The following is a 21,068-nucleotide window of genomic DNA, read 5'->3' as shown; positions in this document are numbered from 1 at the left end:
TCTAAGAATATTGGGGCAGCCAGGGGCAGTACAGGGAATGAATAGAAGTCAGAAGTTATTCGGTATGAGCATGCTGGCATTGGTGGTCAGCGGATGTGCGGTCACCAGCCAGCCGATCGAGCGCAGCGTCAGCGAACAACGCGCCCGGACTGACCTGCAGAATATGTACAAAGGCCAGGAACCTCTGAGCGGGCCCTTGACCCTGCACCAGGCCATGGCCCGGGCGGTGAAGTACAACCTCGAAGGTCGCTTGAAGGTCATGGAAGAGGCCCTGGCCAAGCGACAGTTGGACCTGGCCAGTTTCGACATGCTGCCACGCATGGCGCTGGACGCCGGCTATGTGGGCCGCAACAACGTCAACGCCTCCAGCAGCCAGAGCGTGAAGACGGGTACTCAGTCCCTGGAACCGTCGACCTCCCAGGATCGGGACCGCGAAGTGGCGGACCTGACCATGGTCTGGAACGTCCTCGACTTTGGCGTGAGCTACATCAGCGCCAAGCAGGCCGGGGACCAGCGCCTGATCGTGCAGGAGCGTCGGCGCAAGGTGATCAACACCATTGTCCAGGACGTGCGTTCGGCGTACTGGCGAGCCATGGCCGCCGAGCGTCTGCTCAAGCAGATCGACGCCCTGATGGCCCGGGTCGAGGCGGCCCGCAACAACAGCCAGAGCATGAGCGAGCAGCGTATCGGCGATCCGGTGCAGGCCCTGGGTTACCAGCGTTCGCTGATCCAGGCCACGCGCCAGCTCGAAGAGCAACGCCGGGCGCTGTCCCTGGCCAAGACCGAACTGGCGACCTTGATCAACCTGCCCCTGGGCACCGAGCTGACCCTCGCCACCCAGGATGAATACGAGATCCCGGAACTCAAGGTCGACCTGCCCCGTCTTGAGCAGGAGGCGCTGGCCAGCCGTCCGGAACTGCGCGAGCAGGATTACCAGACCCGTATCTCTGCCGCCGAAACCCGCAAGGCCATGTTGCGCCTGTTGCCGGGGCTGGAGTTTTCCGCTGGCGGGCATTACGACAGCAACTCGTTCCTGGTGGAGCAGGGCTGGGCTGACTACGGCGTGAAAGTCACCTGGAACCTGTTCAACGTGGTCTCTGCCCCGGCGGCCATCGACGTTGCCAAGGCCGGTGAAGAAGTGGCGGCGGCGCGACGCCAGGCCATGTCGATAGCGGTGCTGGCGCAACTGTACGTCGCCAACGCCAACTATCGCGATGCGCTGCGCCAGTTCAAGACCAGCCAGCAACTGTCGGACATCGACGGCCAAATCGTCGGCCAGTTGCGCAGCCGTCACCAGGCCGCCAGCCTGGGCGAGCTGGACTTGATCCAGGGCGAACTGAACACCTTGCAAGCCGACCTGCGACGGGACCTGGCCTACGCGGACCTGCGCAACGCCTACGGCCAGATCTTCGCCAGCGCCGGCCTCGACCCGTTGCCTGATGAGGTGCAATCGACCGAAGTGCAGTCGATTGCTACGGCATTGGCCAACCGTGAAGCGGCCTGGGCCCAGGGTGATATCGCCGTGCCGAAACCGGCGGTGCCTCGATAACCGGCGCGAGCATGGTGGCCCCGGCGTTTTCCCGCCTGCCGGTGACGGTCAACTTGCCGCTGTTGTTGCAGGCATTGGCCGCCATCGAGGAGGCGCGCTGGCAAGGGCATTTCAACGGCGCTTATTACAGCGGCGACTGGAGTGGCGTGGCGCTGATTTCGGCGTCCGATGCCTTGACTGAACTGTCGCCTGGACAGGGCCGGCCCTTGCACCGGGCGCCTTGGTCCGACGATCACCGTTGGCACGAGGCGCTGCGCGATTGGTCGCTGGACATCGTTTCGGCCCGGCTGCTACGGCTTGGGCCGGGCGGCCGTATCCATGAACACCGCGACTATGACCTGGGCGGGCCGGACGCTGACCTGCGCCTGCACGTTCCTCTGCTCAGTGCGCCCGAGGTGGATTTCTGGCTGGACGGGCAACGGATTCCGATGGCGGTGGGCGAATGCTGGTTTCTCGATTTGTCGCGACCTCATCGCGTCGAAAACCGCAGTGCCCAGCCGCGGATTCACCTGGTGCTCGACTGTCGCCCCGGACCGTGGCTGGCCCGGCAGATCGCCGATGGACTGTCCTCCACCCCCGAAGCGGGCGTCGGGCAAAGCGACCTTGCTCGCTTCCAGCAGCGTGTCGCAGCCGATCCGCAGCTCGCCCGGACCTTGCAGGGCCTGCAGGATGTCGACGCCTTCATCGAATCGGCGGTGGCCTTGGGTGCCGGACAAGGCCTGTATTTCACGCGGGAAGAATTACGCGCCGCCATGCGCCGCGGACGTCGGCAATGGAGTGAGCAGTGGAAGGTCTGAATCTGGATGGCTGGTTGCCGATCCGCGTATGGCAAGAGGCGGGGCAGTGGCGGGTGGATTGGTGCTGGTTCGGTGACACGCGACTGTCGCAGCCGTTCTTCGGCGACGCTGTGGAGGACGCCCTGCGCTTGCCCTTCAACCAGGCGTTTCGCCGCCAAACACCGTTGGACGTGCTCGGCCGGTGGCAGCAGCAAAGCCCGGGCCTGGCACCCAGTGCGTTCATTTTCCATGCATCCCGTTGCGGCTCGACGCTGATCAGCCAGATGCTCGCGCAATTGCCCGACCACATCGTTATCTCGGAACCGCCGCCACTGGATACGCTGCTGCGCGGTGATCTGCCGCTTGAGGAGCGGTGCATCGCGCTCAAGGGCTTGATTTCGGCCTATGGGCAGCGCCGCCGGGGCATGGAGCAACGCCTGGTGATCAAGCTCGACGCCTGGAACATCGGTGAGCTGGCATTGTTGCGCGAATGTTTTCCCGACACGCCGTGGCTGTTCCTGTACCGCGACCCCTTGGAAATCGCCGTCTCCCACCTGCGTCGTCCCGGCATGCACATGGTGCAGGGGATGATCGGGGCGAGTGTGCTGGACGATGAATTGCCCTTCGACAGCCAGGAAGATTCCATTGCGCGACGCTTGGGACGGCTGTTGCAGGTGGGGTTGGAGCACTGCCAGGTATTGGCCGCAATGGCGGTCAACTACAGCGAACTACCCGAGGCGATGACGGACAGGCTGGCGACATTTTTCGGGCTCGATGCCGAGCAGTGCAGCCAGGCCTTCGCGACGGTGGGCCAGCACGCCAAGCAGCCGACGCAGGCGTTTGCCAGCGACAGGGAAGACAAGCGGCGGGAGGCTTCGCCGTTGTTGCGCGAGCGGGTGTTGCAGTGGGCGCAGGGGCCTTACGAAGCCCTCGAAATCTTACGTATTCGCTCTTGTGGCGAGGGGATTTAGCGAAACGTAGCACCGCCCCGCTGTGGGAGCAAAGCTTGCTCGCGACACAGGCGCCTCGATATTTGAGAGACCGCATCGCCTTCATCGCGGGCAAGCCTTGCTCCCACAGCAGGCCACGCGTGCCTTGCCTGCAAATACATCAAGGCTTATTGGCCGACACCTCCCCCATCCCCTTGAGCAACTCGATCGGCAACGGGAAAACGATGGTGGAGCTTTTATCCCCGGCAATCGCTCCCAGGGTCTGCATGTAGCGCAATTGCATCGCCCCTGGCTGGCGCCCGAGCATTTCAGCGGCCTGCATGAGTTTTTCCGAAGCTTGCAGCTCACCTTCGGCATGAATCACCTTGGCCCGGCGCTCCCGCTCGGCTTCGGCCTGGCGGGCGATGGCGCGGATCATCGATTCATTGAGGTCCACATGCTTGATCTCGACGTTCGCCACCTTGATGCCCCAGGCGTCGGTCTGGGCGTCGAGGACTTGTTGGATATCACTGTTGAGTTGCTCGCGCTCGGCCAGCAATTGGTCCAGCTCATGCTTGCCGAGGACCGCCCGCAATGTGGTCTGGGCCAGTTGGCTGGTGGCCATGAGGAAGTTTTCCACCTGGATGATGGCTTTCTGCGGATCCAGCACACGGAAATACAACACCGCGTTGACCTTCACCGAAACGTTGTCGCGGGTGATCACGTCCTGGGGCGGAACATCGAGCACAATGGTGCGCAGGTCGACGCGGATCATCTGTTGCACCACCGGAATCAGCAGGATCAGCCCTGGCCCCTTGACCTGCCAGAACCGACCGAGCTGGAACACCACCGCGCGTTCATATTCGCGCAGGATCCGGAACGTCGAAGCCGCCAGCGCGATGACCAGCACCAACAGCAGCGCAAAACCGATTTGCATGCCCATCTCAGGCTCCTTGTGCGTCAGCGGGGGCGACTTCCAGCAGCAAACCCTTGCGTGCGATGACTCGCACCGTTTGCCCTGGCCGTAGCGGCGTCGCGCAGGTCACCTGCCACTGTTCGCCTTCCAGTTGAACCCAGCCATGATGGTGATTGGTGCCCTGCAACGCGGTGATCGCCGTGACACTGCCCAACAGCGCGGCATCGCCGCTGAAAGGCTGGCGTGGCCGGGTCTTCAACGCACGGACCAACAGCGCGACCAACAGGAGGGTACTGACCAGTCCCAGGCTGACCATCAACGGAACAGGCACGTCGGCGTTGGTCAGGATGAGTGCGCCGATCAGGCACAACGTGATGCCGCCCAGCCCTGCAACGCCATAGTTGGGCAAGGCGGCCTCGGCCACCAGCAACGCCACGCCCAGGGCAATCAGCCAGAACGCCATGGGGTTGGTCGCCCACAGTGCGAGGCCATCGCCTGCGAGCGCCGGTCCACTGAGGGTCAACAACAGCGCGACCGTCATGCAGCGAATGTTCACGGGATCCTCCGCAACAGCGATTTGCAGTGACTCTACTTTGAGTCTAGTCGAGTCCGAGCTTGATCGTTTTTTGATCAGTTCTATCCTCGCCCAAGGGACTAGACTGAGCAGAGCGCCAAGCGTCCATTCACCCTCTCTGACAGGAGCCTCCCCATGGAAACGCCGGTCCACAGTCTCCCCGCGTTGTTCAAGCAACTGGGCTTGCCCGACGACGCCGTCAGCATCGATCAGTTCATCGCCAGCCACTCACCGCTCAAGCCCGACTTGCACCTGGCCGACGCATTTTTCTGGAGCGAGGCCCAGCGGCAATTGCTGCGCGACGAGCTTCTCGAAGACGCCGACTGGGCGGAGGTGGTGGATCAATTGGATGTGCTGTTGCGCAAGGGGCGCGGTGAATGACTCAGGTTGTATGCAGCGGCTAAAAAGACCAGAATGCCGTACCTTTTGAGGACCTGAATCATGCAAAGCATTTTGGCCGACATCGCTGTCAGTGTTTCGGAACTGAAGAAAAACCCATCGGCTGTGCTCAGTGGTGCCCACGGCGCCCCGGTGGCGGTGCTTAACCACAATCGTGTGATGGGATACATGGTGCCGGCCGAGGTTTTCGAGGCCATGATGGAGCGTCTGGATGATCTTGAGTTGGCTGAGATCGTGCGAGCTCGCCGTCATGAGACGCCCATCCCGGTGAGCCTGGATGACCTATAAGCTTGAGTTCCTGCCATCTGCACGCAAGGAATGGGACAAGTTGGGCCATACCGTGCGCGAGCAGTTCAAGAAAAAACTGATCCAACGGCTTGAAGCACCTCGCCTCGCTACGGATGCGCTGCACGGGATGCCCGACTGCTACAAGATCAAGCTCAAGGCCTGCGGGTACCGGCTGGTTTACGAGGTCATCGATGATCGTCTCGTGGTGTCGGTCATAGCCGTCGGCAAGCGTGAGCGCAGTGAGGTTTACCAGAAAGCCAGAAGCCGCTAACGCTCGGCGGTTGCCCTGCTTATTTCCTTTTACACTTAATAAATAGCTTCTTATTCCTTAAACAATATAACTCTCCTCCCTATACTCGTCCGGGAACAGACACGCAGGAGAGCCCCCATGCGCAACGAATCCATTCGCTACCTGATCGTGCCGGGCTGGCAAGGATCGCCGGAAAATCATTGGCAAACCCACTGGCAAGACAGTCTGCCCAATAGTGCCAGGGTCGAGCAGGCAGACTGGTTGACGCCCCGTCGCGAAGACTGGGTCGCTGCGTTGGCCGAAGCCATTGTGGCCGACAGCACACCGGTGATCCTGATTGCCCATAGCCTGGGTTGCATCACGGTTGCCCATTGGGCCGCCACCGCCCCGGTGCACCTTTTGCGGCAGGTTCGTGGGGCGTTGCTGGTGGCGCCGGCGGATGTCGAGCGCCCGGCCTGTGCCCCGGCGCTGCGCAATTTCGCGCCGATCCCCCGCAACCTGTTGCCATTCCCAAGCCAGGTGGTCAGCTCCGACAACGATGCCGCCGTGAGCGCTCCGCGTGCGCTGGAAATGGCACGTGACTGGGGGGCCGAGGCCGGGGTCCTGGCCGGTGCCGGGCACATCAATGTGAAATCCGGCCACCGGCGCTGGGAGCAGGGTTTCGCTTATCTCTATCGTCTGCAAAACCGCATGGAGCATCACGCCCTGCGTCGCGCCTGAATTTTTTGCGCCCTCCCGTCTCCCGGCGGTCGGGGGCGGGGAGTCTGCCATGAGCTTGCATGAAACCTTCGGTCAGCCTTTGTTGACCTTTCCCGATGCGGAAAAAAGTCCCCTGAGCATTCGCGCCAAGGCGCTGGTGTTCGTCGACCCGCGTTCGCGGCAGTTGCGCCAGGAACTGGAACAATTGGCGCCGCGTGGGATCCCGGTGCTGATACGCGGTGAAACCGGAACCGGCAAGGAGTTGCTGGCCCGGCATATCCACCGCGAAAGTGATCGTAGCGGGTTGTTCGTCTCGGTCAATTGCGGCGCCATCAGCCCGACCTACGCCGACGCCGAATTGTTCGGCTACGCCGCCGGCAGCTACAGCGGTTCGGCCAGCAGCCGGGCCGGCTGGTTCGGATCGGCCAACGGCGGCACGCTGTACCTGGATGAGATTGGCGATTTACCGCTGCCGATCCAGGTCAAATTGCTGGCGGCCCTGGAGAATCACGAGGTCACCCGCGTCGGTGCCCACCAGCCCAGCCCGGTGGATGTGCGCCTGGTCGCGGCCACCAGCATCGACCTGGCGCAAGCGGTGGCCGTGGGAAAATTCCACGAGCGACTCTTCCATTACCTCAGCGAAGGTCGGCTTGAATTGCCGGCCTTGCGTGAGCGGGTGGGCGATATTCTCTCGCTGGCCGAATATTTCCTGGGCATCTACACCCAGCGCCTTGGCCTGGCGGTGCCGTTGATCAGCGAAGCGGCGCAACACGCGCTTGAACGACACGACTGGCCGGGCAATACCCGCGAGCTGGAGAACGTGATTCATTTTGCATTGCTAGTGAGCACGGGAGACGAGATTTTGCCGGAGCACCTGAACCTGCCACCCCGGCCGTCGGCCCTGGAACTGATCGACCACCAAGTGGCGCAAGTCGTTGCACAAGGCACGGAGGCCGAGCGCACCGCCCTCAAGGCACTGCTCGATCAATTGAGCCAAACGCTTTAGCTGATATCGGAACTTGTGGCGAGGGATTCACTGGTGGGAGCAAAGCTTGCTCGCGAAACAGGCGCCTCGATTTCTGAAAGTCCTCATCGTTGCCATCGCGGGCAAGCCTTGCTCCCACAGATACATTCCCTGTGGCAAAGCAATTTTCTATATGAGCAAAATGAATATGAACTTGAATAAAAGATATTGTTAAGGAATAAAAAATCCCGGTATCGTCCCCCTCACGCCACCGATAGCACTTCGCTGGCACTCTCTCTTAGGCCGTCGTCCATGACGACAGTGATTTTCGATAAGGACACTGCATGAAAAAGGTTCTGTTGTTCACCGCATTGGCGGCAGCCCTGACCTCTGGCCTGGCCCAGGCCGCGGAAAAACTGGTGGTGGCGGCCACCCCGGTACCCCACGCGGAAATCCTCGAGCTGATCAAGCCAACCCTCGCCAAAGAAGGCGTGGACCTGCAGATCAAGGTTTTCACCGACTACGTTCAGCCCAACGTGCAAGTGGACCAGAAGCGCCTGGACGCCAACTACTTCCAGACCCTGCCGTACCTGAAAAACTTCAACGAAGGCAAAGGCACTCATCTGGAGACCGTGGTCGGTGTCCACGTCGAACCGTTCGGGGGCTACTCGAAGAAGTACAAGAAGCTGGCTGATCTGCCAAACGGCGCGACCATCGCCCTGCCCAACGAAGGCAGCAACAGCGGCCGCGCCTTGTTGCTGCTGCAAAAGGCCGGGCTGATCGAATTGAAAGACCCGAAAAACGCGTTGGCGACCCCGAAGGACATCGCCAAGAACCCCCATGACTTCAAGTTCAAGGAACTGGAATCGGCCATGCTGCCGCGCGTTCTGGACCAGGTCGACTTGGACCTGATCAACACCAACTATGCCCTGGAAGCGGGTCTGAACCCGGCCAAGGACGCACTGGTGATCGAAGGTTCCGATTCGCCTTACGTCAACTTCCTGGTGGCCCGTCCTGACAACAAGGACAGCCCGGCCATCCAGAAACTGGCCAAGGCCCTGACCAGCCCTGAAGTGAAGGCGTTCATCGAGAAGAAATACAGCGGCGCGGTCCTGCCGGCGTTCTGATTCGCTCAGGTGATGTGTGGGGGCAAGCTTTACTCCCACACATCAACGAACGTTCAATCCCCTCGCCACAAAAGCCCTCAGACCACCCGGGTCTTCAACGCCCTGCTCAACGCTACCAGCAACTTCAACACTTCCTGCGGTTCCAGTCGCTGCGGTGCTTTTTCGTCGGTCATGTTCTCGTCCTTGTGAGGGGTGGCCGGGTATCGGCCATCGGCTGCCGTTCCTTGGTGCGGTCCGTGGAAACACAAAACTCGCCCTGCAGCTCCAGTGCAAAGTAGCCTGCTTATTCACCCTCTGCAAATACCGTCTATCCAGCCGCCTGTACCCCTGAGTCCGAATGACGGTGGCCCGTGGTAATCCTGCGCGTGTGCTGAATCGCTGTTCTAAGCTCACATTCGTATCGTCACAGGTACGTATGGCGCGAAGGAGTCGGCATGGCTGTTTTTCCAATCAAACTGCTCGTTGGCCTGGGGTTGTGTGTGGCGGTGGCCGGGTGCGGTGAGCACAAGCCCGGGGAGAAAGCCTTGCCACGGGTTTTCGTTCAGTCAGCCGTGCCCAGCGAATACGCCGCCTCGGTGACCTTGACCGGTGATGTCCAGGCGCGGGTGCAGGCCGATCTGTCGTTTCGCGTGGGCGGCAAGATCATTGAGCGCAAGGTGGATGTCGGTGACCGGGTTTCGGCCCGGCAGGTGCTGGCCCGGCTCGATCCTCGGGACTTGCAGACCGATGTCGATTCCGCCGAAGCGCAGGTGGCCGCCGAGCAGGCGCGGGTCAAGCAGAGCGCGGCGGCGTTCGTGCGCCAGCAGAAACTCCTGCCCAAGGGCTACACCAGCCAAAGTGAATACGACACCGCCCAGGCCCAGTTGCGCAGCAGCCAGAGTGCGCTGAGCGCGGCCCAGGCCCAGTTGGCCAACGCCCGTGAACAACTGAGCTACACCGCGCTGATTGCCGAGGCGCCGGGGATTATCACGGCGCGCCAGGCCGAGGTCGGCCAGGTGGTGCAGGCCACCGAGCCGATCTTCAGCCTGGCTCGCGACGGTGAGCGTGATGCGGTGTTCAACATCTACGAATCGTTGTTGCGCGAACCGCCCTCGGCCCCGGCGATCACCATCAGCTTGCTGGACGACCCCAGCGTCCGGACCACCGGCAAAGTGCGCGAGATCACCCCGGCGGTGTCTGCCCAGACCGGGACCGTGCAGGTCAAGGTCAGCCTCAACGATCTGCCCGAAGGCATGCGCCTGGGCTCGGTGGTCAGCGCCACCGCCAAATCCGCGGGCAAGACCGCCGTCGAACTGCCGTGGTCGGCATTGACCAAGAACCTCAGCGACCCGGCCGTGTGGCTGGTGGACGGCGAGGGCAGGGCGCAGTTGCGCACAGTCACCATCGGCCGATACCTGACGGGCAAGGTGGTCATCAGTGAAGGCCTCCAGGGCGGGGAGAAGATCGTCACCGCTGGCGGGCAGTTGCTGCACCCCGGCGTACGTGTCGAGATCGCTGGCAACAGCTCCGAAAAATCCGCGCCAGGGGCCCAGCCATGAAGCGTTTATGGATGGCCTCGATCGGCCTTTTGCTGGTTGCGTGCTCCAAGGAAGAAGCGGCGCCCGAACCGGTGCGTCCGGTGTTGTCGGTTGAAGTGCGGGCGCTCGACCAGCAGGCGCTCGGGCGGTTCGCTGGCAATATCCAGGCGCGCTTCGAAAGCAACGTCGGTTTTCGCGTACCGGGGCGGATCGCCAGCCGCAACGTCAATGTCGGCGCGCAGGTGAAGAAGGGCGATTTGCTCGCCACCCTCGATCCGACCGATCAACAGAACCAGCTGCGCGCAGCCCAGGGTGATCAGGCGCGGGTCGAGGCGCAGTACATCAATGCCCAGGCCAATGCCCGGCGCCAGCAGGAACTGTTCGATCGCGGGGTCGGTGCCCAGGCGCAACTGGACATCGCCCACACCGACCTGCAAACCACCGCCGCCGCGCTTGAACAGGCCAGGGCGGCGGTGGCGCGGGCCCGGGACCAACTCAACTACAGCGAATTGCGCACCGACCATGACGCCGTCGTGACCGCCTGGAATGCCGAGGCCGGGCAAGTGGTCAGCGCCGGCCAGCAGGTGGTGACGCTGGCCCGGCCGGACATCAAGGAAGCCGTGATCGACCTGCCGGCCGGCCTGGTCGAGCGCCTGCCCGACGACGTGGTGTTCGAGGTCGCCGCGCAACTGGACCCGACCCTGCACACCACCGCCATTGTGCGCGAGATCGAGCCCCTGGCCCAAAGCGCCACCCGCACCCGCCGCGCTCGCCTGACATTGACCGATACCCCGCCTGGCTTTCATTTGGGCACGGCCATCAGCGTCACCCTGAGCTCGGCCATCGAACCGCGCATCGAGTTGCCCCTCAGTGCGCTGCAAGAAGTCGATGGCAAGGCGCGGATCTGGCTGATCGACCCGCAGAGCCAGACGGTCTCGCCCCGTGACGTGCGGATTATCGAGCGTTCGGCCAACTCGGTGTTGGTGGCCAATGGCATCAAGGCCGGTGATCGAGTGGTCAGCGCCGGGGTGAACAGCCTCCAGCCGGGGCAGAAAGTGAAACTTGACGAGGACGCACGATGAAGGAGCCTTTCAATCTATCCGAATGGGCCCTGCGGCATCAGTCGTTCGTCTGGTACCTGATGTTCGTCGCGTTGCTGATGGGTGTGTTTTCGTACATGAACCTGGGGCGCGAAGAAGACCCCTCGTTCACCATCAAGACCATGGTCATCCAGACCCGTTGGCCCGGTGCGACCCAGGAGGAAACCCTCAAGCAGGTCACCGACCGCATCGAGAAGAAACTCGAAGAGCTCGACTCCCTCGACTACGTCAAAAGCTACACCCGGCCGGGGGAATCGACGGTGTTCGTGTACCTGCGCGATACCACCGGGGCCAAGGAAATCCCCGAGATCTGGTACCAGGTACGCAAGAAGATCAACGACATTCGCGGCGATTTCCCGGACGGCTTGCAAGGGCCCGGGTTCAACGACGAGTTCGGCGATGTCTACGGTTCGGTGTACGCCTTCACGGGCGATGGCCTGTCGATGCGCCAGTTGCGCGACTACGTGGAACAGGTCCGCGCCGAGGTCCGCGATGTGCCCGGCCTGGGCAAGGTGGAGATGATCGGCGAACAGGACGAAGTGCTGTACCTGAATTTCTCCACGCGCAAACTCGCTGCGCTGGGGATCGACCAGCGCCAGGTGGTGCAGAGCCTGCAAACCCAGAACGCCGTGACCCCGGCGGGGGTGATCGATGCCGGGCCCGAGCGGATTTCCGTGCGCACCTCCGGGCAGTTCCAGTCGGAAAAAGACCTGGCCAACGTCAACCTGCGGCTCAATGACCGCTTCTATCGACTGGCTGACATCGCCGACATCCGCCGCGGCTACGTCGACCCCGCCACGCCGATGTTCCGCTTCAACGGCACGCCGGCCATCGGGCTCGCCATCGCGATGAAGAAGGGGGGCAATATCCAGGACTTTGGCAAGGTGTTGCATGCGCGCATGACCGAACTGACTGCCGACCTGCCGGTGGGCGTGGGCGTGCACACCGTGTCGGATCAGGCTGAGGTGGTGAAGGAAGCGGTCGGGGGCTTCACCAGCGCCTTGTTCGAGGCGGTGGTCATTGTGCTGGTGGTCAGTTTTGTCAGCCTCGGCATGCGGGCCGGGTTGGTGGTGGCCTGCTCGATTCCGCTGGTGCTGGCGATGGTCTTCCTGTTCATGGAATACAGCGGCATCACCATGCAGCGGATTTCCCTCGGTGCGTTGATCATCGCCCTCGGCCTGTTGGTGGACGATGCGATGATCACCGTCGAGATGATGGTCACGCGCCTGGAAAAAGGCGACAGCAAGGATCAGGCCGCGACATTCGCCTATACCTCGACGGCGTTCCCGATGCTCACCGGGACCCTGGTGACCGTGGCCGGTTTCGTGCCCATCGGCCTGAACGCCAGTTCCGCCGGCGAGTACACCTTTACCCTGTTCGCGGTGATCGCGGTGGCGATGCTGGTGTCGTGGATCGTGGCCGTGTTGTTCGCCCCGGTGATTGGCGTGCACATCCTGAGCAGCAACATCAAACCCCACAGCGCCGAACCGGGACGGATCGGCCGGGTGTTCAATGGTGGCCTGCTGTGGGCGATGCGCAATCGCTGGTGGGCCATCGGGATCACGGTGCTGCTGTTCGCCCTCTCGGTGTTCTGCATGCGTTTCGTGCAGAACCAGTTCTTCCCGTCCTCGGATCGCCCGGAGATCCTGGTGGACCTCAACCTGCCGCAAAACGCTTCGATGGACGAAACCCGCAAGGCGGTCGATCGCCTGGAAGCCACGTTCAAGGGCGACCCGGACATCGAGCGTTGGAGCAGCTATATCGGCGAAGGCGCGATCCGTTTCTACCTGCCGCTGGACCAGCAATTGCAGAACCCGTATTACGCACAACTGGTGATCGTCAGCAAAGGCCTGGCGTCGCGCGCGGTCCTCACCGAGCGTCTGCAAAAACGTCTGCGCGAGGACTTCATTGGCATCGGCAGCTTCGTCCAGGCCTTGGAAATGGGCCCGCCGGTCGGTCGGCCGATGCAGTACCGGGTCAGCGGCAAGGACATCGACCAGGTGCGCAAGCATGCGATCGACCTGGCCACCGAACTGGACAAGAACTCGCACATCGGCGAGATCATTTATGACTGGAACGAGCCGGGCAAGGTGCTGCGTATCGACATCGCCCAGGACAAGGCGCGGCAGTTGGGCCTTTCTTCCGATGACGTGGCCAGGCTGATGAACAGCATTGTCAGCGGCTCGACCGTGACCCAGGTCAACGACGACATTTACCTGATCGACGTGGTCGGCCGTGCCGAAGATGCCGAGCGCGGTTCGCCGCAGACCCTGCAGAACCTGCAGATCGTCAGCCCGGGCGGCATCTCGATTCCGCTGCTGGCATTCGCCACGGTACGTTACGAACTGGAGCAACCGCTGGTATGGCGCCGCGACCGCAAGCCGACCATCACCATCAAGGCCGCCGTGCGCGACGAGATCCAGCCCACGGACCTGGTCAGGCAGCTGCAACCTGAAATCGACAAGTTCGCCGCAGGCCTGCCGGCGGGCTACAAGGTCGCCACGGGCGGCACTGTGGAAGAGAGCAGCAAGGCCCAGGGGCCGATCGCCAGTGTCGTGCCGTTGATGCTGTTCTTGATGGCGACTTTCCTGATGATCCAGCTGCACAGCGTGCAGAAACTGTTCCTGGTGGCCAGCGTTGCGCCCCTCGGGTTGATCGGCGTGGTGCTGGCGCTGGTGCCGACAGGCACGCCCATGGGCTTCGTGGCGATCCTCGGGATCCTGGCGCTGATCGGTATCATCATCCGCAACTCGGTGATCCTCGTGACCCAGATCGACGAGTACGAGCGTGACGGGTACGAGCCCTGGGATGCGGTGGTCGAAGCCACCGAACACCGGCGCCGGCCAATCCTGCTGACGGCAGCCGCGGCGAGCCTGGGGATGATCCCCATCGCCCGGGAAGTGTTCTGGGGGCCAATGGCCTACGCGATGATCGGCGGGATCATCATCGCCACCCTGCTGACGTTGCTGTTCCTGCCGGCGCTGTATGTGGCCTGGTACAAGATCCGCGAACCCAAGCGTGATTGAAGGGGCGAGTGCTTTTCACCGTGGCGAGGGAGCTTGCTCCCGCTGGGCTGCGAAGCGGCCCCAAAAGGCTGCCAACTCGGTGTGTCAGGCGGAGTGAGGTTGCCCTTTTTGGGGCTGCTGCGCAGCCCATCGCGAGCAAGCTTTGCTCCCACAGCAGATCGTTGTGAATACAGAATTTGAATTCCCCCTGGGTCCTCTGTGGGAGCAAAGCTTGCTCGCGATGAGGCCCGCCCAGTCACCGCAGATCTTTACTTGCGCAACAACCGCAACCCATTGAACACCACCAGCAAACTCACCCCCATGTCGGCAAACACCGCCATCCACAGGGTGGCGAACCCGGTAAAGGTCACCCCCAGGAAGATCGCCTTGATCACCAGGGCCAGGGCGATGTTCTGCTTGAGGATGCTCGACGCCTGGCGCGACAGGCGGATGAAGGCCGGGATCTTGCGCAGGTCATCGTCCATCAGGGCGACATCGGCGGTCTCGATGGCCGTGTCGGTGCCGGCCGCCGCCATGGCGAAGCCGATCTGGGCGCGGGCCAGGGCCGGGGCGTCGTTGATGCCGTCGCCCACCATACCGACCCGATGCCCTTGGGCGTACAGGTCTTCGATGGCTTGCAGCTTGTCTTCCGGCAACAGATCGCCGCGGGCCTGGTCCATGCCCACCTGCGCGGCAATCGCGTCGGCGGTGTGGGCATTGTCGCCGGTGAGCATCAGGGTCTTGATGCCCAGCTCATGCAACTGCTGGATGGCGTCGCGGCTGGAGTCCTTCACCGTGTCGGCCACGGCAAACAGCGCCAAGGGGCCGGTGCCGTCGAGCAGCAGCACCACGGACTTGCCTTGTTTTTCCAGGGCGAAGAGTTTTTCTTCCATTTCGGGAGAACACAGGCCCAACTCTTCCACCAGGCGGTGATTGCCCAGGTGATAAGTCTGGCCGTCGATGTCTGCGCGCACGCCGCGCCCGGCCAGCGCCGTGAAGTTATCCACAACCTGCAGGGGCAGTTGCTTATCCACAGCCGCGTTGGCAATCGCCTTCGACACTGGATGGTCGGAGCGGGCAGCAAGGCTCGCGGCCAGAGCCGGGGCGCTGGTTTCCACGCTTGGGTCCAGCGCCAGGTAATCGGTCTGCACCGGCTTGCCGTGGGTAATCGTGCCGGTCTTGTCCAAGGCCAGGTAGTCGAGCTTGTAGCCGCCTTCCAGGTACACGCCGCCCTTGACCAGGATGCCTTTGCGCGCAGCGGCGGCGAGACCGCTGACGATGGTCACCGGCGTTGAAATCACCAAGGCGCAAGGGCAGGCCACCACCAGCAGGACCAATGCGCGGTAGATCCAGTCGAACCACGCTGCGCCCATGAACAGCGGCGCGATGACGGCCACCGCCAGGGCCAGGACAAACACCGCCGGGGTGTAGATGGCCGAGAAGCGGTCGACGAAGCGCTGGGTCGGCGCCCGGGCCCCCTGGGCCTGTTCCACGGCATGGATGATCCGTGCCAGGGTGGAGTGGTCGGCTGCTGCGGTCACCCGGTATTCCAGTTCGCCGGCCTGGTTGATGGTGCCGGCGAAGACCTTGTCACCCACGGTTTTTTCCACTGGCAGGCTCTCGCCGGTGATCGGCGCCTGGTCGATGGTCGAACGACCGGCAACCACTTCACCGTCCAGGCCTACGCGCTCGCCGGGACGGACCCGTACCCGAGCGCCGAGGGCGATGGCCTTGACCTCCTGCACCTGCCAGGTGCCGTCAGCCTGTTGCACGGTGGCCTGTTCCGGGGCCATCTGCATCAGGCCGCTGATGGCGTTGCGCGCCCGGTCGAGGGATTTGGCTTCGATCAATTCGGCCACGGTGAACAGGAACATCACCATCGCCGCTTCCGGCCACTGGCCGATCAGCACGGCACCGGTCACGGCGATGCTCATCAGCGCATTGATGTTCAGATTGAGGTTTTTCAGGGCGATCCAGCCCTTCTTGTAGGTGCCCAGGCCACCGCTGAGGATCGACACCAGCGCCACCAGTGCGACCACCCAGTTCGGCGCGGCATTGGTGAAGTGGATGACCTCGGCAGCGAACGCGGTCACGCCGGACAGCGCGAGTGGCCACCAGGGCTTGGCTGCTGGAGGCAGGTTGTTGCTTGCCTTGGTATGGCCAGGCGTCAGCGGATCGGCCTGCATCCCCAGGGACTCGATGGCCTTGATGATCGGCGCGTCGTCGGGCAAGTCGTGGGTCACGCCGAGCACGCGGTTGATCAGGTTGAATTCCAGACGCTGGACGCCGTCGAGCTTGCCCAGCTTGTTCTGGATCAGCGTCTGTTCGGTGGGACAGTCCATGGCTTCGATGCGAAAACTGCTCAGCCGCGCGCCGTCGGTCGGGGCTTTACCCAGGTCGACCACGGACGGCGCCGCTTTGGAGGCGCAGCAGCCGTGGTCATGACCATGACCATGATCGTGATCGTGATCGTGATCGTGATCGTGGTTGGGCTTGTGGATGTGGAGGGAGTCGCTCATCGGTTACGTCCGTGAAAAGTGCTTGTTGCACAGTAAAGACCCTGTAGCCACTATAGGGTCAAGCACCTGTTAGGGAGGTCACGCTATGAAAATCGGAGAGCTGGCAAAAATCACCGACTGCCAGGTCGAAACCATCCGTTACTACGAACGCGAGGGGCTGCTGCCGGAGCCGGCCCGCAGCGACGGCAATTACCGGGTCTACACCCAGGCCCATGCCGAACGGCTGACGTTCATCCGCAACTGCCGCACCCTGGACATGACCCTGGACGAAATCCGCAGCCTGCTGGCCCTGCGCGACAGCCCGCAGGATCAGTGCGAAAACGTCAACGCGCTGGTCGACGAACACATCCTCCATGTCAAGGCTCGTATCGACGGCCTGCTGGCCTTGCAGGCACAACTGATCGACCTGCGCCGTCGCTGTGGCGAAGGGCCGGACCCGGATCAATGCGGGATTTTGCAGCGCTTGGAAGTGAGCGGGGCGGTGGCGCCGGAGGTGGAGCATTCCCATGTGGGACGCAGTCACGGGCATTGAAGGCCCTGCTGCCCATCTTGAATGCACGGAGGCCTATGAGCTGAGTCTGTGGGAGCAAAGCTTGCTCGCGATGGAAACACCTCGATCCGTCAGTAGATCGCGTTTTCGTTCGTCGCGAGCAAGCTTTGCTCCCACAGGCCCGCACCCAGGGGACGTGGCGGGATTCTTTTAGACCGCCATCGGCGCCGTCATCGGCGCATGGTGCTGATAGCCTTCCAGGGAGAAGTCACCCGGCTCGACCCGCTCCAGCCATTCAGGCTGGTACACACCGGTCTTGGCAAACTCCGGCACGCGCTCGGAAATCACCAGCTTGGGCTGCGGGAACGGCTCGCGCTTGAGCTGTTCCTTGAGCATGTCCAGGTGGTTTTCGTAGACGTGGGCGTCGCCGATGAAATAGGTGAACCAACGCGGCGTGTAGCCGGTCAGGCGGCCGATCAGGCTCAGCAGCGCGGCGCCTTCGGTGAGGTTGAACGGCGTGCCCAGGCCCAGGTCGTTGGAGCGGATGTAGAGGGTCAGGGAAATTTCCTTGGTCTCGACATTCGGGTGGAACTGGTACAGCAGATGGCACGGCGGCAGGGCCATTTCATCGAGCTGGGCGCAGTTCCAGCCGTGGAACAGGATGCGCCGGCTGCCCGGGTCGTTGATGATGGTGTCGACGCACTGGCGCACCTGGTCGATGGCCTTGTACAGCACCACGTAGGCCTGGCTGTTTTCTTCGCCTTCGGCGATCTGCCGGTAGCCCTGGGCCAGGGTTTGCTCGATGGCCGCCGGATTGCTCAGCGCGATCTGCTTGTAGGCCGGCCACTGGCGCCACTGCACGCCGTAGATTTCGCCCAAATCGTCTGTGCCCTGGCGGAACGGGTTGGCCAGCCATTGGGCGTTTTCGTTGGCGTTCTGATCCCAGACCTTGCAGCCCAGGTCGCGGAACTCGGCGGCGTTGTTCACGCCACGCAGAAAACCGCACATCTCGCCGATGGCGGATTTGAAGGCCAGCTTGCGGGTGGTGATGGCCGGGAAGCCGTCCTTCAAGTCATAGCGCAGCATGGCGCCGGGGAAGCTGATGGTGTTCACGCCGGTGCGGTTGGCTTGCTTGGTGCCGTTCTCGATGACGTGTGCCACCAGATCGAGATATTGCTTCATGGGTTACCTGTGTCCTTGAACCCGGGGCCAGCGCCCGGGGTTCGAATTTTAAGCCTTGGCCGCCGCAGCCGGGGCGCGATGATAAGCCAGCCAGATCAGCACCAGGCCGCCGACGATCATAGGCAGGCACAATACCTGGCCCATGGTCAGCCAGTTCCACGCCAGGTAGCCGAGCTGGGCGTCCGGTACGCGGACGAATTCCACGATGAACCGGAAGATCCCGTAGAACAGCGCGAACATGCCCGACACCGCCATGGTGGGCCGTGGCTTGCGCGAGAACAGCCAGAGAATCAGGAACAATGCCACACCTTCGAGGGCGAACTGGTACAGCTGCGACGGATGGCGCGGCAGTTGTGCCGGATCGCTGAACGGCGGGAAGATCATTGCCCACGGCGCGTCGGTTGGCTTGCCCCACAACTCGGCGTTGATGAAGTTGCCGATGCGCCCGGCGCCCAGGCCAATCGGCACCATCGGCGCGACGAAGTCCATCAGCTGGAAAAACGACTTGTTGTTTTTCTTGCCAAACCATAACGCGGCCAGCATCACGCCGATGAAGCCGCCATGGAACGACATGCCGCCCTTCCAGACTTCGAAGATCAGTGTCGGATTGGCCAGATAGGCGCTCAAATCGTAGAACAGCACGTAGCCCAGGCGTCCGCCGACGATCACCCCCATGGACAACCAGAACACCAGGTCGGAGAGTTTTTCCTTGTTCCAGGTCGGGTCGAAGCGGTTGAGCCGGCGCGACGCCAGCAGCCAGGCGCCGCCGATGCCGACCAGGTACATCAGGCCGTACCAGTGGATTTTCAGCGGACCGATGGCCAGGGCCACCGGATCGATCTGCGGGTAAGGCAGCATTGGTATTCCTCGTAAACGTCAAAAATACCCGGGCGACGCTGGCACCTCGGGATTAAGCCAGGATTGCGTCAGAGCAGAAAACTCAAGCCGACGCAGAACAGCAAAGCGGCGAAGAGCCGTTTGAGCAAGCGCGGTGACAAGCGATGGGCCAGGCGCGCGCCGAAGCGGGCGAAGACCATGCTGGTCAGGGCGATGCCCAGCAGCGCCGGCAAATACACAAAACCGAGACTATGGGCCGGGAGCAACGGATCGTGCCAGCCCAGAATCATGAAACTTATTGCACTGACCACGGCGATGGGCAGCCCGCAGGCGGATGAAGTCGCCACGGCCTGCTGCATCGGCACGCTGCGCCAGGTCAGGAACGGCACGGTCAGCGAACCGCCGCCGATCCCGAAGATCGCCGACGCCCAGCCGACCACGCTGCCGGCCAGGGTCAGCCCGGCCTTGCCTGGCACGGTGCGACTGGCCTTGGGCTTGAGGTCCAGGGCCAGTTGCGTGGCAACGACCATGGCGAACACGCCGATGATCTTTTGCAGGTGCGGGCCGGAAATCGCCTCGGCGGTGATGGCGCCGAAACCGGCACCGAGCAGGATCCCGACGGTCATCCAGGCGAAAATCGGCCAGCGCACCGCGCCTTTGCGCTGGTGTTCGCGCACGGCATTGACCGAGGTGAAGATGATCGAAGCCAGGGACGTGCCCACGGCCAGGTGCGTCAGCACCTGCGGGTCGAAACCTTGCAAGGTGAAGCTGAACACCAGCACCGGGACGATGATCATCCCGCCACCCACGCCAAACAACCCGGCCAGTACCCCGGCGCAGGCGCCCAGCAGCAGATAGAGCACAAATTCCACCAGCGTCTCCCCACCCATCCCCGAAACAAGAGCGGCATGGTAACGGATCCATGGCCTTGGGCTCTACTGAAGGCGATGGATGTCGGGGGGATGTCTGGGTAGAGTGGCGGGATACAACCCGTTGCATCCCGCCATTTTGTGGCGAATCACTGTTGTGGCGAGGGAGCTTGCTCCCGCTGGAGCGCGAAGCGCTCCCAAAAAAAGTCCGGATGACCGGGCTGATGAGTCGTGTCCTTGGATTTGGGGCTACTGCGTAGCCCAGCGGGAGCAAGCTCCCTCGCCACAAAGGCTGCGTCCGGCTTAATTCTTTTAACAGGACAACCTGATGTGCCTGATCGTATTCGCCTGGCGCCCCGGCCATGCCCAGCCGCTGATCGTGGCGGCCAACCGCGACGAGTTCTACGCCCGGCCGACCTTGCCCTTGGCGCAGTGGCCTGACGCGCCCCATGTCCATGCCGGACGCGACCTGGAGGCCGGTGGCAGCTGGCTCGGCATCGGCGCCGAGGGGCGCTTCGCGGCGCTGACCAACATTCGTGACCCGGGCCAGTTGCCGGCGTTCAAGTCGCGAGGCGAACTGGTGGCGCGGTTCTTGGCCGGGAATCTTTCCATTGCCGACTACTTGAGCGAGGTGGTCCCGCGTGCCGGCGAGTACGGCGGGTTCAATCTGCTGCTGGGCGACGGCACCGAGCTGTGGCACCACAACGCCCGCGATGCCCGGCCGCAACGGCTGGCCGAGGGGCTCTATGGGGTGTCGAACGCAGGGTTGAACACGCCCTGGCCCAAGTTGCTCAGGGCGCGGGCGGCGCTCGGCGCGGTGCTGGACGATCCCCGCCCCGAGGCGTTGCTGGCACTGCTGAACGACCCGCAACCCGCACCGGTGGCCGAATTGCCCGACACAGGGGTAGGGCTCGCGACCGAGACGTTGTTGTCGAGTGTGTTCATTGCCAGCCCCGCCTATGGAACGCGGGCCAGCACCGCGCTGATTGTCCATGCCGATGGGACGCGACACATGGTCGAGCGCAGTTTCGGGCCCCATGGGGGGCATTTGGGGGAGGTGGAGCTACACATTTGAATG

General features: G+C 62.9%; 20 protein-coding genes. 14 read left to right on the top strand and 6 right to left on the bottom strand.

What is annotated here, in order from left to right:
- The first annotated feature begins 37 nt into the window (after positions 1-37).
- The 3 genes from ACODSJ_RS02350 to ACODSJ_RS02340 are packed head-to-tail and all read left to right on the top strand — an operon-like array spanning position 38 to position 3,296.
- Entirely contained in the window at positions 38-1,549 is a 1,512-nt protein-coding gene (locus ACODSJ_RS02350) for a TolC family protein (RefSeq protein WP_489100195.1), read from the top strand.
- A gap of 11 nt (positions 1,550-1,560) precedes the next feature.
- The gene (locus ACODSJ_RS02345; RefSeq protein ID WP_489100194.1) at positions 1,561-2,346 is read left to right on the top strand and encodes an aspartyl/asparaginyl beta-hydroxylase domain-containing protein; all 786 of its coding nucleotides are present in this window, start codon (positions 1,561-1,563) and stop codon (positions 2,344-2,346) included.
- Complete coding sequence (locus ACODSJ_RS02340) at positions 2,334-3,296, top strand: sulfotransferase family protein (protein ID WP_489100193.1); 963 nt, start codon at positions 2,334-2,336, stop codon at positions 3,294-3,296. The genes ACODSJ_RS02345 and ACODSJ_RS02340 overlap by 13 nt, the downstream gene beginning before the upstream one ends.
- A gap of 139 nt (positions 3,297-3,435) precedes the next feature.
- Here the strand turns inward: ACODSJ_RS02340 and ACODSJ_RS02335 are convergent, their stop codons facing one another.
- Positions 3,436-4,197, bottom strand: a complete 762-nt coding sequence (locus tag ACODSJ_RS02335) for a slipin family protein (RefSeq protein WP_489100192.1) — start codon at positions 4,195-4,197, stop codon at positions 3,436-3,438.
- A gap of 1 nt (position 4,198) precedes the next feature.
- A complete protein-coding gene (locus ACODSJ_RS02330) occupies positions 4,199-4,726 on the bottom strand; it encodes an NfeD family protein (protein ID WP_489100191.1) in 528 nt (175 codons plus the stop codon).
- Between the two features lie 153 nt (positions 4,727-4,879).
- Between ACODSJ_RS02330 and ACODSJ_RS02325 the strand changes: the two genes are divergently transcribed.
- The 9 genes from ACODSJ_RS02325 to ACODSJ_RS02285 all read left to right on the top strand — a co-directional run bounded on the left by ACODSJ_RS02325 (position 4,880) and on the right by ACODSJ_RS02285 (position 14,114).
- The gene (locus ACODSJ_RS02325; protein WP_489100190.1) at positions 4,880-5,125 is read left to right on the top strand and encodes a DUF2789 domain-containing protein; all 246 of its coding nucleotides are present in this window, start codon (positions 4,880-4,882) and stop codon (positions 5,123-5,125) included.
- 60 nt (positions 5,126-5,185) lie between these two features.
- On the top strand, positions 5,186-5,431 hold the full coding sequence (locus ACODSJ_RS02320; protein WP_489100189.1) for a type II toxin-antitoxin system Phd/YefM family antitoxin: 246 nt from the start codon (positions 5,186-5,188) through the stop codon (positions 5,429-5,431).
- Positions 5,421-5,702, top strand: a complete 282-nt coding sequence (locus tag ACODSJ_RS02315; protein WP_489100188.1) for a type II toxin-antitoxin system RelE family toxin — start codon at positions 5,421-5,423, stop codon at positions 5,700-5,702. Before ACODSJ_RS02320 ends, ACODSJ_RS02315 begins: the two co-directional genes overlap by 11 nt.
- A 117-nt stretch (positions 5,703-5,819) precedes the next feature.
- Positions 5,820-6,401 carry an alpha/beta hydrolase gene (locus tag ACODSJ_RS02310; RefSeq protein ID WP_489100187.1) on the top strand — a complete coding sequence of 194 codons (582 nt, stop codon included), beginning with the start codon at positions 5,820-5,822 and terminating at the stop codon, positions 6,399-6,401.
- A 49-nt stretch (positions 6,402-6,450) separates the two neighbouring features.
- On the top strand, positions 6,451-7,386 hold the full coding sequence (locus ACODSJ_RS02305; RefSeq protein ID WP_489100186.1) for a sigma 54-interacting transcriptional regulator: 936 nt from the start codon (positions 6,451-6,453) through the stop codon (positions 7,384-7,386).
- A gap of 302 nt (positions 7,387-7,688) precedes the next feature.
- The gene (locus tag ACODSJ_RS02300) at positions 7,689-8,471 is read left to right on the top strand and encodes a MetQ/NlpA family ABC transporter substrate-binding protein (RefSeq protein ID WP_489100185.1); all 783 of its coding nucleotides are present in this window, start codon (positions 7,689-7,691) and stop codon (positions 8,469-8,471) included.
- A gap of 434 nt (positions 8,472-8,905) precedes the next feature.
- On the top strand, positions 8,906-10,009 hold the full coding sequence (locus ACODSJ_RS02295) for an efflux RND transporter periplasmic adaptor subunit (RefSeq protein ID WP_489100184.1): 1,104 nt from the start codon (positions 8,906-8,908) through the stop codon (positions 10,007-10,009).
- On the top strand, positions 10,006-11,070 hold the full coding sequence (locus ACODSJ_RS02290) for an efflux RND transporter periplasmic adaptor subunit (RefSeq protein WP_489100183.1): 1,065 nt from the start codon (positions 10,006-10,008) through the stop codon (positions 11,068-11,070). Before ACODSJ_RS02295 ends, ACODSJ_RS02290 begins: the two co-directional genes overlap by 4 nt.
- Positions 11,067-14,114 (top strand): efflux RND transporter permease subunit, encoded by a 3,048-nt coding sequence (locus ACODSJ_RS02285; protein WP_489100182.1) that lies wholly within the window; start codon positions 11,067-11,069, stop codon positions 14,112-14,114. The genes ACODSJ_RS02290 and ACODSJ_RS02285 overlap by 4 nt, the downstream gene beginning before the upstream one ends.
- Before the next feature lie 248 nt (positions 14,115-14,362).
- Here the strand turns inward: ACODSJ_RS02285 and ACODSJ_RS02280 are convergent, their stop codons facing one another.
- The gene (locus tag ACODSJ_RS02280; protein WP_489100181.1) at positions 14,363-16,612 is read right to left on the bottom strand and encodes a heavy metal translocating P-type ATPase; all 2,250 of its coding nucleotides are present in this window, start codon (positions 16,610-16,612) and stop codon (positions 14,363-14,365) included.
- Between the two features lie 85 nt (positions 16,613-16,697).
- On the opposite strand from ACODSJ_RS02280, the gene cadR reads away from it, so the two are divergent.
- Positions 16,698-17,144, top strand: a complete 447-nt coding sequence (cadR, locus tag ACODSJ_RS02275) for a Cd(II)/Pb(II)-responsive transcriptional regulator (protein ID WP_489100180.1) — start codon at positions 16,698-16,700, stop codon at positions 17,142-17,144.
- A gap of 168 nt (positions 17,145-17,312) precedes the next feature.
- On the opposite strand, the gene ACODSJ_RS02270 is transcribed toward cadR, so the two are convergent.
- The 3 genes from ACODSJ_RS02270 to ACODSJ_RS02260 form a co-directional block, all read right to left on the bottom strand.
- Entirely contained in the window at positions 17,313-18,284 is a 972-nt protein-coding gene (locus ACODSJ_RS02270; RefSeq protein ID WP_489100179.1) for a thymidylate synthase, read from the bottom strand.
- 48 nt (positions 18,285-18,332) lie between these two features.
- Positions 18,333-19,142, bottom strand: a complete 810-nt coding sequence (gene lgt, locus ACODSJ_RS02265) for a prolipoprotein diacylglyceryl transferase (protein WP_489100178.1) — start codon at positions 19,140-19,142, stop codon at positions 18,333-18,335.
- Positions 19,143-19,210: 68 nt separating this feature from the next.
- Entirely contained in the window at positions 19,211-19,993 is a 783-nt protein-coding gene (locus ACODSJ_RS02260; protein ID WP_489100177.1) for a sulfite exporter TauE/SafE family protein, read from the bottom strand.
- Positions 19,994-20,318: 325 nt separating this feature from the next.
- Here ACODSJ_RS02260 and ACODSJ_RS02255 point away from each other — a divergent pair, with 325 nt between their 5' ends.
- Positions 20,319-21,065, top strand: a complete 747-nt coding sequence (locus ACODSJ_RS02255; RefSeq protein ID WP_489100176.1) for an NRDE family protein — start codon at positions 20,319-20,321, stop codon at positions 21,063-21,065.
- Positions 21,066-21,068: the final 3 nt, after the last annotated feature.

The sequence above is a fragment of the Pseudomonas sp. FG6 genome, assembly GCF_057809015.1.
Note: the sequence above shows the minus strand (reverse complement) of the source record. Positions and strands in the feature narration are given on the sequence as shown.